17 protein-coding genes and 2 pseudogenes are annotated in these 12,246 nt (G+C 69.5%); 3 read left to right on the top strand and 16 right to left on the bottom strand.

The features are described from left to right. The first annotated feature begins 43 nt into the window (after window positions 1-43). Both ACIBO2_RS03865 and ACIBO2_RS03870 read left to right on the top strand, forming a co-directional pair. Complete coding sequence (locus ACIBO2_RS03865; protein ID WP_358536598.1) at window positions 44-184, top strand: hypothetical protein; 141 nt, start codon at window positions 44-46, stop codon at window positions 182-184. A 107-nt stretch (window positions 185-291) separates the two neighbouring features. After that, window positions 292-1,734, top strand: coding sequence for a serine hydrolase domain-containing protein (locus tag ACIBO2_RS03870; protein WP_358536601.1), 1,443 nt, complete (start codon window positions 292-294; stop codon window positions 1,732-1,734). 912 nt (window positions 1,735-2,646) lie between these two features. On the opposite strand, the gene ACIBO2_RS03875 is transcribed toward ACIBO2_RS03870, so the two are convergent. The 7 genes and pseudogenes from ACIBO2_RS03875 to ACIBO2_RS03905 all read right to left on the bottom strand — a co-directional run bounded on the left by ACIBO2_RS03875 (window position 2,647) and on the right by ACIBO2_RS03905 (window position 6,333). After that, window positions 2,647-2,877 carry a hypothetical protein gene (locus ACIBO2_RS03875; RefSeq protein ID WP_358536604.1) on the bottom strand — a complete coding sequence of 77 codons (231 nt, stop codon included), beginning with the start codon at window positions 2,875-2,877 and terminating at the stop codon, window positions 2,647-2,649. A 32-nt stretch (window positions 2,878-2,909) separates the two neighbouring features. Next, on the bottom strand, window positions 2,910-3,368 hold the full coding sequence (locus ACIBO2_RS03880; RefSeq protein WP_358536607.1) for an SRPBCC domain-containing protein: 459 nt from the start codon (window positions 3,366-3,368) through the stop codon (window positions 2,910-2,912). Between the two features lie 166 nt (window positions 3,369-3,534). Then, window positions 3,535-4,101, bottom strand: a complete 567-nt coding sequence (locus tag ACIBO2_RS03885) for an SDR family NAD(P)-dependent oxidoreductase (RefSeq protein ID WP_397295222.1) — start codon at window positions 4,099-4,101, stop codon at window positions 3,535-3,537. Window positions 4,102-4,110: 9 nt separating this feature from the next. Beyond that, window positions 4,111-4,677, bottom strand: a complete 567-nt coding sequence (locus ACIBO2_RS03890) for a carboxymuconolactone decarboxylase family protein (RefSeq protein ID WP_397295224.1) — start codon at window positions 4,675-4,677, stop codon at window positions 4,111-4,113. Beyond that, entirely contained in the window at window positions 4,674-5,273 is a 600-nt protein-coding gene (locus ACIBO2_RS03895; protein WP_358536616.1) for a helix-turn-helix domain-containing protein, read from the bottom strand. Before ACIBO2_RS03895 ends, ACIBO2_RS03890 begins: the two co-directional genes overlap by 4 nt. A 404-nt stretch (window positions 5,274-5,677) precedes the next feature. Next, window positions 5,678-5,845: pseudogene (locus ACIBO2_RS03900) on the bottom strand (ArsR/SmtB family transcription factor); the annotation flags it as partial. A gap of 5 nt (window positions 5,846-5,850) precedes the next feature. After that, the gene (locus ACIBO2_RS03905; RefSeq protein WP_397295226.1) at window positions 5,851-6,333 is read right to left on the bottom strand and encodes a hypothetical protein; all 483 of its coding nucleotides are present in this window, start codon (window positions 6,331-6,333) and stop codon (window positions 5,851-5,853) included. Between the two features lie 141 nt (window positions 6,334-6,474). Here ACIBO2_RS03905 and ACIBO2_RS03910 point away from each other — a divergent pair, with 141 nt between their 5' ends. Beyond that, complete coding sequence (locus ACIBO2_RS03910; protein WP_358536625.1) at window positions 6,475-7,140, top strand: helix-turn-helix domain-containing protein; 666 nt, start codon at window positions 6,475-6,477, stop codon at window positions 7,138-7,140. 214 nt (window positions 7,141-7,354) lie between these two features. On the opposite strand, the gene ACIBO2_RS03915 is transcribed toward ACIBO2_RS03910, so the two are convergent. The 9 genes and pseudogenes from ACIBO2_RS03915 to ACIBO2_RS03955 all read right to left on the bottom strand — a co-directional run bounded on the left by ACIBO2_RS03915 (window position 7,355) and on the right by ACIBO2_RS03955 (window position 12,209). Further along, window positions 7,355-7,552 (bottom strand): hypothetical protein, encoded by a 198-nt coding sequence (locus ACIBO2_RS03915; protein ID WP_358537566.1) that lies wholly within the window; start codon window positions 7,550-7,552, stop codon window positions 7,355-7,357. Window positions 7,553-7,724: 172 nt separating this feature from the next. After that, a pseudogene (locus ACIBO2_RS03920) lies at window positions 7,725-8,143 on the bottom strand (sigma factor-like helix-turn-helix DNA-binding protein); the annotation flags it as partial. A gap of 74 nt (window positions 8,144-8,217) precedes the next feature. Continuing rightward, the gene (locus ACIBO2_RS03925; RefSeq protein ID WP_358536627.1) at window positions 8,218-8,649 is read right to left on the bottom strand and encodes a hypothetical protein; all 432 of its coding nucleotides are present in this window, start codon (window positions 8,647-8,649) and stop codon (window positions 8,218-8,220) included. Continuing rightward, window positions 8,649-9,407, bottom strand: coding sequence for a hypothetical protein (locus tag ACIBO2_RS03930; protein ID WP_358536629.1), 759 nt, complete (start codon window positions 9,405-9,407; stop codon window positions 8,649-8,651). The genes ACIBO2_RS03925 and ACIBO2_RS03930 overlap by 1 nt, the downstream gene beginning before the upstream one ends. A gap of 94 nt (window positions 9,408-9,501) precedes the next feature. Next, window positions 9,502-9,828, bottom strand: a complete 327-nt coding sequence (locus ACIBO2_RS03935; RefSeq protein WP_225290145.1) for a hypothetical protein — start codon at window positions 9,826-9,828, stop codon at window positions 9,502-9,504. Between the two features lie 3 nt (window positions 9,829-9,831). Continuing rightward, window positions 9,832-11,157 carry a hypothetical protein gene (locus tag ACIBO2_RS03940; protein ID WP_358536632.1) on the bottom strand — a complete coding sequence of 442 codons (1,326 nt, stop codon included), beginning with the start codon at window positions 11,155-11,157 and terminating at the stop codon, window positions 9,832-9,834. 8 nt (window positions 11,158-11,165) lie between these two features. Then, the gene (locus ACIBO2_RS03945; RefSeq protein WP_358536634.1) at window positions 11,166-11,546 is read right to left on the bottom strand and encodes a hypothetical protein; all 381 of its coding nucleotides are present in this window, start codon (window positions 11,544-11,546) and stop codon (window positions 11,166-11,168) included. An 8-nt stretch (window positions 11,547-11,554) separates the two neighbouring features. Then, window positions 11,555-11,854, bottom strand: a complete 300-nt coding sequence (locus tag ACIBO2_RS03950) for a WXG100 family type VII secretion target (RefSeq protein ID WP_357647093.1) — start codon at window positions 11,852-11,854, stop codon at window positions 11,555-11,557. A gap of 28 nt (window positions 11,855-11,882) precedes the next feature. Continuing rightward, window positions 11,883-12,209: a WXG100 family type VII secretion target gene (locus ACIBO2_RS03955; RefSeq protein WP_357647091.1), complete on the bottom strand. Its 327-nt coding sequence runs from the start codon at window positions 12,207-12,209 to the stop codon at window positions 11,883-11,885. Between the last annotated feature and the right edge of the window lie 37 nt (window positions 12,210-12,246).

A 12,246-nucleotide genomic window follows, 5' to 3' on the forward strand; every position in this document is an offset into this window, starting at 1 on the left:
ATCCGTCGTCGCCGCGACGGCGACGGCCGCGCCCACATCCCCTGTGACCAGCCACAACGCCTTCGCAGCTCGGGTGGCCGGGCCTGGCTTGGGTGAGGCCGTGGCCTCCCGCAGGATCGGCGCGCCCGCCGAGGCCCCGGGCCCGATCCTGGACAACGCCCAGCAGATGCTCTCCTGGCGGTGATCGTGCGCTGACACGCTCGTTACCCGTCCAGGCAATCCACATGTGGTGCCAGTCGTCGCGTAGGAAATTCCGTGGAATCGGGCAGATCGCCTTGTTACGGTGCCCGCATGCGTTCTCAGCCGGCCTTGCTACCGCGCTCGACACCGGCGGCTTCGGGGGTCTCGTCCCGCTCGATCGTCGCGTTGCTGGACCGGCTCGAAGCACAATCCATCGAGCTCCATTCCATCATGGTCGTACGCCACGGTCACGTCGTGGCCGAAGGCTGGTGGGCGCCGTACTCGGCCGGGCGCCCGCATCTGCTCTATTCGCTGACCAAGTCGTTCACCGCGATCGCGGTGGGGCTGGCGATCGCCGACGGGCTGCTCTCGCTGGACGACCGGGTGGTGGACGTGTTGCCGGACCACGTTCCGGCCGACATCTCCGAGCAGGGACGCCGCATCACCGTGCACCACCTGCTGTCCATGACGGCCGGGCACAGCACGGACAGCCTCGCCGCAGCCTGGCAGCTGGAACCCGACGACCTGGTGAAGGGCTTCCTGCGCGTACCGTTCTCCGAGCCTGAGGGAGCCCGGCACACCTACGACAACGCGACCACTTTCGTCCTGGCCCGGATGGTGGAACGGGTCACCGGCCGCGGCCTGCCGGAGCTGCTCGACGACCGCCTGTTCCAGCCGATGGGCGTCGACCACGCCGAATGGGATCGGGTGGCGAGCGGTGCCGCCTTCGGATTCCACGGGCTGCACCTCACGACCGAGGCCGTCGCCGCTTTCGGCGAGTTGCTGCTGCGCGGAGGCGTCTGGGGCGACCGCCGGCTCGTCCCGCGCGAATGGGTGGAGCTCGCGACCAGACGGCACATCGAGACGCACATCGAGACCCGGCAACTCGATGACGACTCGCCCAACCCCGACTTTCTTCGCGGGTACGGCTACCAGTTCTGGATGTCGCGTCACGGCTATCACGGCGACGGCGCCTTCGGCCAGCAATGCGTGGTCGTCCCGTCCCACGATCTCGTGGTCGTCGTGACCGCCGCCGTGGAGCAGGTAGACGCACTGCCCGGCGTCTTTTGGGACTGCCTGTTGCCCGGCCTGGATGACGGGGGAAGCGCCCGGGACGACGAGATCCTCGCCGATCGGCTGCGGCGGCTGTCACTCGCGCAGGTGCCGGGTTCGGCTGCCCCCTCCCGTTCGGGTGCGGCGAGGATCGACGCCTCCGCCGAGGATTCGGCCCTGCCCGACGGCACCACGGTGGCCGTGGAGCCGGTGGAGGGCGGATGGCACCTGCGGCTCGGGTCGTCCCTCAAAGTCGCCGTCGGGCACGGCGAATGGCGGGAAAGCTCGCCGCTCGGCCGCCCGGTCGTCGCCGCCGGCGCCTGGCAGGGCGACACGTTCGTCGCCGACCTCTACGTCATCACCACCCCGCACCGGGTCCGGCTGGTGCTCGACGCCGACGCGGCGACAGCGGTGGCGACGTGGAGCACCGTGCCCCTGACCAGCCCCAGCCTGGAGTTGCATCTGCGGTCGCCGCTGATGACCCGGCCCGACGTCGCGTAGGTGATGGTGACGGGCGTCAAACGCCGGCGGTGTGCCCCACTGTCACCAGCTTCTCTGCGTCCTGGGCGAACCCCTGTACGGCCAGGACCTACTCGTACAGCTCCGCGAACCCGTCCAGGGGGCGCTGGGTGTCGGCGATTATGCGGTCGATGGCCGCGACTCAGACGGCCATGACGCGGGTGGCCGCGCCGGCCCTGGACAGCGGTGTTGGCCGTGTCGAACGCCTTCGTACTCGGGGTATTCACGAGTGTGCGTGACCTGGGCGAACCAGGGACCCAGAAGATCGCTTCCCGTATGGCAAGTGCTCCGACCGTGCCGGGGCGGATAGGCCCAGCCCGGACGCTCAGGCGGTGCCGAACTGTGTCACCTGCCATCAGTATGTTGTCTGGATGACGCCCTCCCGGACCACACCACCCCGGCCCGTCGACATCGCCGCGGTGTTCCCAGAGCTGGCCGCCTACCGTCGTACGGCGACGCGCCTGCATCCACGGCCAGGAGACCCGGGGCCTGGGGACAGTTCGGTGGGCGGGCCGCTGCTGTGGCCGGCAGATGAGTCCTGGCCGACCTGTGAGACGTTTCACAAAGGGGAGGTGGCGACCGAAGGCGTCCGGCTGAGGCGCCGCATCCTCGCGCAGGCTTGGGGTCGTACCAGACGGGGTGAGAGCCTGGTGCTGAGCGAGCAGGAACAAGCCGATCTGGAAGGCGCTGGGAGAGCCCGTACGGCGGGAGCTGGCGGCCCGTCGAGGAGCCGGCTACCCCACCGGCGAGTTCGAGTCCTTGGCTGAGCCGAACATGCCCACGGCGATCGTCATCGGCCGCGGCTACGCGCTTTATGTGTTTACCTGTCCGGACTCGTTCGACCATTCGCTGCGCTTCACCATGCAATGAGCCGCCCACCGCACTCTCCGGCGGTCACTTAGCGTCCGTCGCAGGCTGATGCCGGCGCTCATTCCCGCTACGGCCGGGGGAGGCTGCGGGTGCCGCAAGGTGCGGAAGGGCCTCCAGCCATCGGTTTAGACCGTCCACGACCTCGGCGGTGTCATTGGTGCCCATCTTCCATCGCAGCGCGGTCCCTCCTTGCTGCTGGAAGGCTGCGCAGTTGCCCCCTCTGCCGTCGATGAGCAGCGTGTCGTCGAAGGTCATGCCTTGACGGGAGAGGTAAGCCGACCGCTCGGTCAGGCGTTGAGCGGTGAGCCGGTCTCCAGCAGAGTCTTCATGCCGCTCAGCACGCGCATCCAGCCTGGGCCGGCGACACGGGCAGCGGTCTTGGGGGCGTGTTCGAGGTTGTCGTGCACCACGGTGAGCAGGCAGGTGCCGTCGTCGGCGGGTTCGATCTGCCAGCTCACCCGGCTGGCCGGCTCGTCGGCCAGGTCGGGGTTGTACAAGCCGCGGTAGCTCACGACGAGCCGATGCGGCGGCTCGGCGTCCAGCACGGTCTCATCGCCCCACAGCTGCGTGCGGTCCGGGGAGTGATAGCGGAACAGGGAGCCGATCTCGGCGGTGGTTTCGACCAGGGCGCCGAACAGATATCCAGCGCTGTAGTCGGGTTGGGTGATCGCGTCCCAGATGCGCTGCCGGGGTGCCCGGATGAAGATGTGGTAGGTCTGCGTGGCTGGTGCGGCCGTCATGGTCATGAGTGGGGACTCCTGCCGGGGTTTCGGGATGGTGTGCGCCGGGTCAGGCCGATGCGCCCGCCGCGGGCATGCGAGAAGGGCGAGTGGGCCCATGGGGATGCCCCGGGCGGTCAGCAGACGCGGGATGCACCCGCTCTGGAGCATCCGCCGTGGAAGCGGATGGTGGTCATGTCCGGGTGCCGGCCGGGTTGCGGGTGGCGAGGTTGCGGGCTGCCTGGCCGAGCATGCGGCCGTTCATGCGGACGGCCTGGGCGCGCGGCAGCAGCCGGGTCATCATGCGCATTCCGCGTCCGGGGATGTGCAGAGTGCGGCCCTTGAGGAAGGCGGTCATGAACTCGGCGACGGCCTTGTCCGCCGGTTGCGGACGGATGGGCAGGGCCGAGCGGTCGAGGCCGAAGGTGTCGATGATCGGGGTGTCGACGTTGCCGGGCAGCAGAACGCTGACGTTGATCTTGTCGGGGGCGAGTTCGTGGTGCAGGGCCTCGCCGAGGTTGAGCACATAAGCCTTGGCGGCGCTCTCGTGCGCCATGTTGGGCAGTCCCTGCAGCGCGCCGAGGGCGGAGACCAGCACGATGCCGCCGTGGCCGCGGGCGACCATGCGCGGTGCCAAGGCGTGTACCAACTCCAGGTGGGTGACGGCGTTGAGGGCCAGCCGGGCGTGTAAGTCGGTGAGCGGCTGGTCCAGCAGCCGGCGCCACCCGTGGGTTGGCCAGGGGCGACGCCAGGTCGGCATGGGGAGAGGTCAGACTGCCGTTTGCTCGCGGGTCCACTCCTGGTCTTGCCAGGCCGGATCCAGTGGGGTGTGGGCGATGTGGTTGGTGTAGTTCGACAGGGTCTTCATGCCGACGCCGAGCACGACGTCTAGCACGTGGCGGCGGGTGTGCCGGGCGGCCAGGAACGCCTCGATCTCGGCCTCCTCCACCCAGCCGCGCTGCACCACCACCGCACGGGTCAGGCGGCGGACCGCCTCCAGTGCCTCGTCGGCGAGCGGCCGCCCCGCGCGCAGCGCCTCGACCACCTCGGCCGGCACCCGGGCACGCAGCGCCAGGGTGGAGTGCGCGGCCACGCAGTACTCACAACCGTTCTCCACACTGGCCGTGATCAACACCACCTGCTTGGCCGCCGCCGGCAGCGACGACTTGCCGAACTGCTCGGCCAGCGCGTTGTAGCCGGCCAGCAGTTCCGGTGACTCGGCCATCACCCCGTTCAGCGTGGTCACGAAGCCCATCCGCTTCTTGGCCGCCTCCAGCATGGGGCGGGCGGCCTCGGGGGCGTCGCTTTCGTCGTAGGTGCGAAAACCGCTCATCATCTCTCCTTGGTAGTGGTGAAACCGTCAAGTACGGCGTGCACGCCCGCCAGCAGGACGCCCGCCTCGGCGCCGGCTCGCGAGCGCAGGTTGACCGCGTACGCCTGCAGGGTCAGCGCTTCCGCGGCAGCCCCCACATCCACGCCATCCCGGAGCTGGCCCTTCGTACGCGCGACTTCCAGCGCGGCGCGCATCGCCGCCCGCAGCGCGTCGTGGTGGCGGTCCAAAATCTCCCGGATCTCCGGCAGGCCACCGCTCGCGGTGGCGTGAGTGTTGGTGACCAGGCATCCCCAGCGGGCGTGCTCGCCCGAACACCGCGCCGCCACCAGCCGCTCGAAGAACGCGGCGATGGCCGGCACGCCGCGATCGTCGGCGGCCAGAGCGTCGAACACCGGCCGCGACTGCCGCTCCAGATAGCGGCCCAGCGCGGCGGCCTGCAGCTGCGCTTTGCCACCAAAGGTCGCGTACAGGCTGGAGCGGCTGAGCCCGGTCGCCTGGACGACGTCGGCGATGCCGGTGACCTCGGTCCCGCGCTGCCAGAACAGGCGTACGACCTGGTCCAGCGTCATGTCGGGATCGAAGTGCTTGATGTCGGGCATCTCACCATCTCCTATCTTGGAACGACTATTCCAAGATAGGAGATGGCGACGTCGAGGGCAACCTTCTTCCCAGGATCCTGTTAGCGAGCTCGATCGCCGCGGCGCGCCGTGCGCACCGCCAGCGCCGCCAGGGCGAGCAGGATGAGCACGGCCGCGATCCACCCCGGACCGAGCCCACCCACCCAACCGGCGATGGTGGCCTGCACGGCGGTCGCCGCACCCACGATCGGGTCGTCGGCATCGGCGCCCGCGAAGACGCGTAGCTCGTACCAGCCGTAATACAGGACGTACAGGCCGGCGAGGGTGAGCAGGGCGCCACTGGCCCTGGACACATGCGGCAGCAGCCGCCGCAGCCGGGCCACGACGGCGGCGCGGGCGAGGGCCACCGCCAGAGACAGGGCGGCGGCGACGAAGCAGCGGGTGCCTTCCTGGCGGGTCCGGGTGATGCCGGCGTCGCGCAGCACGCGTAGATGGTGGCTGAGCGTCGACTTGGCCACGGGGGCGCGAAGCTCGCCTCAGCCCCGCTCACGGCCGTCGGCCAGCACCGCGCCCAGCCCGTCCGGGTCGTACATTCCGATCAGCGGCCCGTCGGCTCGGGACTCGGATCCGCGACCAGAACGAACGGCCCTACGGGGGGCTGATGACGGAGAGCATGCGGGCCAGCTTCCATGGCCGAGGGCCCCAAGCGGCGAGCTTTCCACCCAGAAGCGGTTGGTGCGATGTCGTCGAACTCGCCGGCAAGCGTGGCGATACGATCCGCGAGCACCGAGGGGGCCCGTTCGCCGTCCTCGGCCAGCATCTTCGCGTTGACCTCAGCCATACCGGCCGTCGTCACCATGGCGTCCGGGACCGGGCGTGCGGCGACGGCGTCAGTGTCGAAGCGGAAAACATGAGCCAGGTGAGCGGCGACATCGCCCACCGTCCACGCGCCGACCGATATGGCGTGCGGGTCCGGGACGCTCCGCACCAGTGCGACCAGGCGGGGAACAACCTCCCGCAACGCCACACGAGCCCGCGCCATGGTGTCGGGTGCACCGCCATACGCCGCGGTCGGGACCATGTCAGCACCTCCCTGGATATCAGAGCCGGAGTCTCGCCTGGAGTAGAGGCCCGTCATCGACCTCCTGCGTCAGCCATGACCACACCCACCGGCGATGTGCTGGATATTGTCAGGCGCACTTGAGAATGTAAAGTGATCGCCATGAGTCGGAGCTACGGCCAGTACTGCGGTCTCGCCCGGGCGCTCGATGTCGTGGGCGACCGGTGGAATCTGCTCATCGTCCGCCAGCTCCTCATCGCTCCCGCCCGCTACCGCGAGCTGCTCGATGGGCTGCCCGGCGTGGCCACGAACCTGCTCACCGACCGTCTGCGCGACCTTCAGGCCGCCGGCGTGGTCGAGCGGCGGCCGGCCGAGGAGGCCGGCGCCATCGTGTACGTACTCACCCCCTGGGGCACCGAGCTGCGGGAGTCGATCAACAGCCTCATCCGCTGGTCCACGCCGCTCATGGCGCGCGGGCCGGGCGGCGACCGCTTCCACACCGACTGGCTCATCGTCGGCCTCCGCGCCTTGCTCACCGGCAAGGCGGCCGCACACCAGACGTCGAGGGTGGGGATCGCGGTCGACGGCCGACTGCTCCAGGTGCGGGCGACGGGCTCAGGCATCGAGGTGACCCTGCACGATGGTGGCGATCTCGATGCCGTCGTGCACGCTGACGCCTCGATCGTTCTCGGGCTGGCCGCGGGCGTGCTCACCCTTGACGATGCCCGTGGGCTTATCGACGTCGAAGGCGATGAAGCTGCCGTGCGACTCCTTTTCGAGCAAGGCGGCCGCAATGCGGCGGAAAGGGATCGCGGGCCAGTGTCATAGCGGGTCAGGTGGGGGCGTGTCATGGCCGCCCAGCATCAACGGTGCAGGTCACGAATGAAGATGTACACAGTTTGGGTCCCGTGGACGATTCCTACGGTCACCCCTTCCGGCCCTGCGCACCGTCTCGGACATATACGTGATAGTGGCCGTGCGCTGACCAGGACAACCCCTCACCGGGGCGGTGCGCGACTCCGGCACGTTATCTGGTACATCGCTACAGCCGTCCTACGGCGGCCGACATGAGCGCCGCCCCGAAGATCGCCGCACTGCGCGGCGGACACGTCACCCTCGCCGCAGCCGCCAACGCCGAGATCGGCGCCGCGCTCGCCGAGCTGTGGGGCGCGAGCGCGCCGGCGACCTGGAACCGCAACCGCGCCGCCGTCACCTCCTGGCTCGCCTGGTGCCAGACCAAGAAACACTGGGCCGCACCGTCGGTCCCGGCCAACGCCGAACAACCATCGCGCCGGCCAACTCCTGGATCTCGGACAGGTGTGTGCCGGCGTCGGGGACCCGTGGTCCCACGGTGTCCTCCATGGTGCTTGGGAAATGTTGTCGCCCCTATGAGCCCTCGCGTGCCGGCGATGTGACAGGCGGCTGAGGAATCTGTCGAAGTCGCCGGCCCGTGAGGCCGCGTAGAAGGCGTCGACCACCTGCCGCTGCCGCACCAGATCGGGGTCGGGCGATGGGATCGCGGCGTCGTTCACCCGGCGCCGCGCCCGGCTGGCCAGCTGCCGCGCGGCGTACGGCCCACGATCCCGGCGATCTCGTCGAACGGCAGCTCGAACATGTCGTGCAGCACGAACGCCAACCGCTCGGCCGGACTGAGCCGGTCGAGCACCACGAGTAGGGCCGGCCCCACCGAGTCGGCCGGCAACGCCTCCTGCTCGGGGTCGAGGTCGCTGCTCAGGATCACGACCGGCTCGGGCAGGTGCGTCTCCTCCCGCCGCTGCCGCCGGGAACGCAGCGTGTGCAGGCAATCCCGAGCCACAACCGTGGTCAGCCATGTCAAGGCTCAAAGACATGAACCCGCGAAGGCGTCGAATGTGACAGGAGACCGGACCAGGAACATCGACGGGTCTAGGAGCCGTCCACCCGTCGCTGGATTCGGGTGAGTTCGGTCATCGCGTTCTCCATGGCCCGGTCGTAGGTGTCCTGGGCGTTCTGCAGGCGCAGTTCGGCTGGGTTGCCCTCTTCAGTGAGGTCCGGCGGGGCCGCTCCCCAGCGCTCGGTCATGAGCGCGTTCGATTTCTCCTGCAGGTCGGCCAGTGACGCGCCGATCAGTTCCAGGATCGTGGTGGCGAGCTTGTCCGAGCCCCAGCGGAGTGCGCGCGGGTTGATGTCCAGCGCGGTGACACCCTGGGTGGAGCACTCCACGGTCACCAGCTTCTCCGCGTCCTGGGCGAACCCCTGTACGGCCAGGACCTGCTCGTACAGCTCCGCGAACCCGTCCAAGGGGCGCTGGGTGTCGGCGATCATGCGATCGATGGCCGCTTCGTCGAAAGCCGGCATCACACTTCCTTCGTCGGATTCGGCTGGTTGCCTTGCGTCGGGTTCGGCTGGTTGCGCTGGTTCGGGTTCGGTTGGTTGCCCTTCGGGAGGGCCGTCTCGCTTAGGTCGTCGGCCACGGCGGAATTGGCGACCATCCCGCCGCCTATCGCCGTCGCGCCGCCGAGGATCAGCTTCTTGACGGGCGATACCTTGGTGAACCGGCCGGCGATCTTGCCGGCCAGGCTCTCCGAGCCCCTGAGGAACGTCTGCAGCTTCAAGGCGCCCTGACCGGCCTGCTGGTCGGCCCGGCGGCCGAACATCGTCGCCGCCACCTCTGCGGCGGGCCGGATATAAGGGTTGATCCGCCCGAGCTGGTAGATCGTCCCCGCCAGGAGGATGGCGGCGCCCACGTCGAACATCAGGTTCCCGGCGAAGTCGAGAGCGTCGGCCGAGGTGCGCATGGAGTCCGCCGTGGCCTGCGGCAGGTCGGCCTTGTCGGCGACCTCGTCGCTGTGCGTGTCGACCGTCTGCTGGAACAGCTCGGCGCTCGTCGCCATCCAGTGCACGTCCTTGACGGACTCCTGGACCAGCTGGGGGTGCTCGCGTAGTCCCGCCGACAGCTCCTCCCATTGTTGCGCGGCCTGGCGCAGCTCGGGGGTGTCGGCGGCGGTGAGGGCGATGATCATCGCCGCGTACTTCGCGCGGCCGCCGCCCAGCAGTGCCGAGCCCAGCTGGGCCATGCCCGCGCCGGCGATGACGGACTGCGGTTGTGTTGGCATGTGTCCTCGCTCTCAGACTTGCTCTCGGACAGCGGCTCTTGGACTGCGGCTTTCGGACAGCGGCTTTCGGACAGCGGCTCTCGGACCGTGGCTCTCAGACGGCCGTGACGCGGGTGGCCGCGCCGTCGCCCTGGACGGCGGTGTTGGCCGTGTCGAACGCCTTCGACTCCATCTCGGCCAGTTCGTGCCTGGTCGCCGACACGTACTGGTGAGCAGCCAGCTTGACCTGGTCGAGCGCGTCCGCCAGCGACGAGCCGAAGAAGCCGAACAGGCCGTACGCGCCGGAGTGCACGTTGAGCCCCGCGACGACGCGGGTCATGTCGTTGAGGCGCTGCATGGGCTTGCCGGCGATGTTGCGGCCGACCTCACGGACGGAGTCGGCGTTCATCTCCATGCGTTTGAGGTCGCTGTCGGATGTCATGGGTCAGTCCACCACCGGTTGGCCGGGATCGTACGCGGGACGGAACAGGCCCGGCTCATCAGGGGGCGGCGGGGCCGTCCGGTGCGCGACCGGCGCACCCTCGTACCCGGCCGGGCCGCCGCCCATCGGCATGAACGGCATGCCACCGGTACCGGCGGCCGCCCCTGTGGGGCCGCCGGACGATGTGGGATTCGTAGCGGGCCATGTCCCGTCCACGACCGGCACGACGCCGGGCCGTACGGACGGGCCGGTCTCGCGCGGGAGGCCGCCGAGCGGGCTGCGGGCCTGGTCGGCGATGGGGCTCTCGTCCAGGACGTCAAGGGCGGAGCGCATGGGGCCGGACCGGTACGGGTCGCCGGTCCGCTCGGAGTCGGTCCGCGGGTTGTCGGTACGCGTGGGGCCGGTACGCGTGGGGCCGGTACGCGTGGGGCCGGTACGCGTGGGGTCGTTCCGTGCGGTGTCGGGCCGGGTGCCGGTCAGGGAGCGTGTCGGCTCGGACGTGGTCGGCTGGGTCCCGGTCGTCGGCGGATACCCGGTGAGCTGGGCCACGGAGGGCGTTCCGCCGGTTGACGTGATCAGCCCGGGGACCTGGCCCGGCGTCGTCCCGAGGATCGGGGGAGCGGCGGTTCCAGGGACCGCCGAGGCGAGCGGCCCGGTCTGCGGCGCAGCCGAGATAGGTGACCTCGCCGGATCCACACTGGCCAGCCGGGCGACCGGGCGCGTGGACTCCAAGTCGATCCCGCCACCGGTCGGCGTGCTGTCGCGCACGACCGGCGTAGGCAGGTACGGCGCGCTGGAGGCCAGGTCGGCGTCCCACGGCAGCCGCTCGGGCAGGATCTCGTGCGCGTCTCTCAAGCGGCCGTTCAGATCCGAGAGGAAGCGCCGGGCGTCGGCGTCCGGGTCGTTGCTCAGTTCCCGGGAGATGTACGAGCCGGTGTCCACCGTGGCGTACTGCTCCTGGGTGGCCGGCTCGAACTGCTCCTTCGCCGTGGCCAGCTCACGGCTGGCCTGCTGGACGGATGACGGGATGTCGCCGATCTGGCTCCGCAGCGTGCCGAGATACGACTGCACCCGCGCCATCCGCCCGAGCATGGCCCGCGCCGACTCGCCGCCCCAGTTTCCATCGGCGACGAGACGTGAGGCGTATTGGGACAACTCCTTGATCGTCTGGTCAAGGAGCGTGCCGGCCGATTGGTAGGCGTCCGCGACACCGCCGAACTCCTCGGGCCGCGTGCTCATGATCAACCGCCGGATCGAGTCGCGCCCGCCGTAGCTCTCGGGCGCGCCGGCCGGCAGCGCGCCCTCCTTGATCGGCTTCGGTTCTCCCACGCGCGCCTCTATCCGGTAGATCCGGCAGATCCGGTACGGCGAGCGGTCTCGCCGGCCCGCTGGTCGGCGTCCCTGACGGTGTTCGCGGTGGCGACCAGGTCCTCGACGACTCTGCTGACCAGCTCGGTCACGAACCCCATCGTGTCCACCGTGGCCATGCGCGCCCGTTGCATGGTCTCGGCGTACCCGCGTGCCACATCCCAGTCCCCGACGGCCGTGAACGACAGGTCGGGCACCCGGTGCCCGGCCGACTCCAGCCGGGGCAGCAGATCCCTCGACATCGCCCCGGCGACGTCCAGCAGCGCGTCCGGCCGGCACATCGCCTGGTCACCGGCCGCCGCCGGGTCGATGACCAGCTCGGCGGGTATCCCGTGGTCGCCTTCAGCCATCGTTCGGCTCAGGTGCCCCAGCGCCGGACGTTCGCCTGCTCGGCGTCGCGCATGATCTCGGTCGCGTCGTGCAGGGCCGGGCCGAAGCGCTGCATGGTGTCACCCATCGTCACCACGGCCTCGTTCCACTGGCGCTTGGCCTCCAGGTAGACGCCCTTCGCGGAGCCGTCCCAGGTCTCCAGGATCTTCAGGTCGTTCTCGAGGTCTGTCAGCTCGCCGACGAGGTTGGCGTACGCCCGGCCGAGCTCGGCCGCGATCTCTTCCATCTCGTCGAAATCGGCGAGGATGATGTCTCCGCCACCGGTCATTGAGATCCTTCCCTGACGTCGATCCCGCTCATTTGACGGCACCGCCGTTGAGCGCGGCCATGAGGTTCTTCGTGACGGCCTGGGTGGAGGTGCTGGCCTCCTCGTACTCGATCCCCGAGCCCTTGAGGTTCTCGGCGATCTGGTGGAGGGCGTCGATGACCTTCTTGAACTGCGGGTTCCATTCGTTGAGAACCTGCGTGTAGACGGTCGCCGACTCGCCCTTCCACGAGCCGCCGAGCTGCTCGGGGATCTGGAGCAGTCTGTTGTGGATCTGCGTGATGTGCTCGTGCGCGGTCAGCGCGCGAGCGGCCGCGTCGTGCTGACTGCCCTGCTGATAAGTGGTCGGCTGCGCCACGGTTCACCTCCCGGTATCGAACATGGGACAACGCGAG

Source organism: Nonomuraea sp. NPDC050022 (assembly GCF_044460705.1).
In the GTDB taxonomy this organism is placed as follows: Bacteria; Actinomycetota; Actinomycetes; order Streptosporangiales; family Streptosporangiaceae; genus Nonomuraea.

Excerpts from the sequence above, each read along its gene's own strand:
- ACIBO2_RS03950 (WP_357647093.1), bottom strand. The coding sequence starts at position 11,854 with ATGACCGGTGGCGGAGACATCATCCTCGCCGATTTCGACGAGATGGAA.
- ACIBO2_RS03925 (WP_358536627.1), bottom strand. The coding sequence starts at position 8,649 with ATGCCGGCTTTCGACGAAGCGGCCATCGATCGCATGATCGCCGACACC.
- ACIBO2_RS03895 (WP_358536616.1), bottom strand. The coding sequence starts at position 5,273 with ATGCCCGACATCAAGCACTTCGATCCCGACATGACGCTGGACCAGGTC.
- ACIBO2_RS03945 (WP_358536634.1), bottom strand. The coding sequence starts at position 11,546 with ATGGCTGAAGGCGACCACGGGATACCCGCCGAGCTGGTCATCGACCCG.
- ACIBO2_RS03870 (WP_358536601.1), top strand. The coding sequence starts at position 292 with ATGCGTTCTCAGCCGGCCTTGCTACCGCGCTCGACACCGGCGGCTTCG.
- ACIBO2_RS03890 (WP_397295224.1), bottom strand. The coding sequence starts at position 4,677 with ATGATGAGCGGTTTTCGCACCTACGACGAAAGCGACGCCCCCGAGGCC.
- ACIBO2_RS03875 (WP_358536604.1), bottom strand. The coding sequence starts at position 2,877 with ATGACCTTCGACGACACGCTGCTCATCGACGGCAGAGGGGGCAACTGC.
- ACIBO2_RS03885 (WP_397295222.1), bottom strand. The coding sequence starts at position 4,101 with ATGCCGACCTGGCGTCGCCCCTGGCCAACCCACGGGTGGCGCCGGCTG.
- ACIBO2_RS03930 (WP_358536629.1), bottom strand. The coding sequence starts at position 9,407 with ATGCCAACACAACCGCAGTCCGTCATCGCCGGCGCGGGCATGGCCCAG.
- ACIBO2_RS03880 (WP_358536607.1), bottom strand. The coding sequence starts at position 3,368 with ATGACCATGACGGCCGCACCAGCCACGCAGACCTACCACATCTTCATC.
- ACIBO2_RS03935 (WP_225290145.1), bottom strand. The coding sequence starts at position 9,828 with ATGACATCCGACAGCGACCTCAAACGCATGGAGATGAACGCCGACTCC.
- ACIBO2_RS03905 (WP_397295226.1), bottom strand. The coding sequence starts at position 6,333 with ATGGTCCCGACCGCGGCGTATGGCGGTGCACCCGACACCATGGCGCGG.
- ACIBO2_RS03910 (WP_358536625.1), top strand. The coding sequence starts at position 6,475 with ATGAGTCGGAGCTACGGCCAGTACTGCGGTCTCGCCCGGGCGCTCGAT.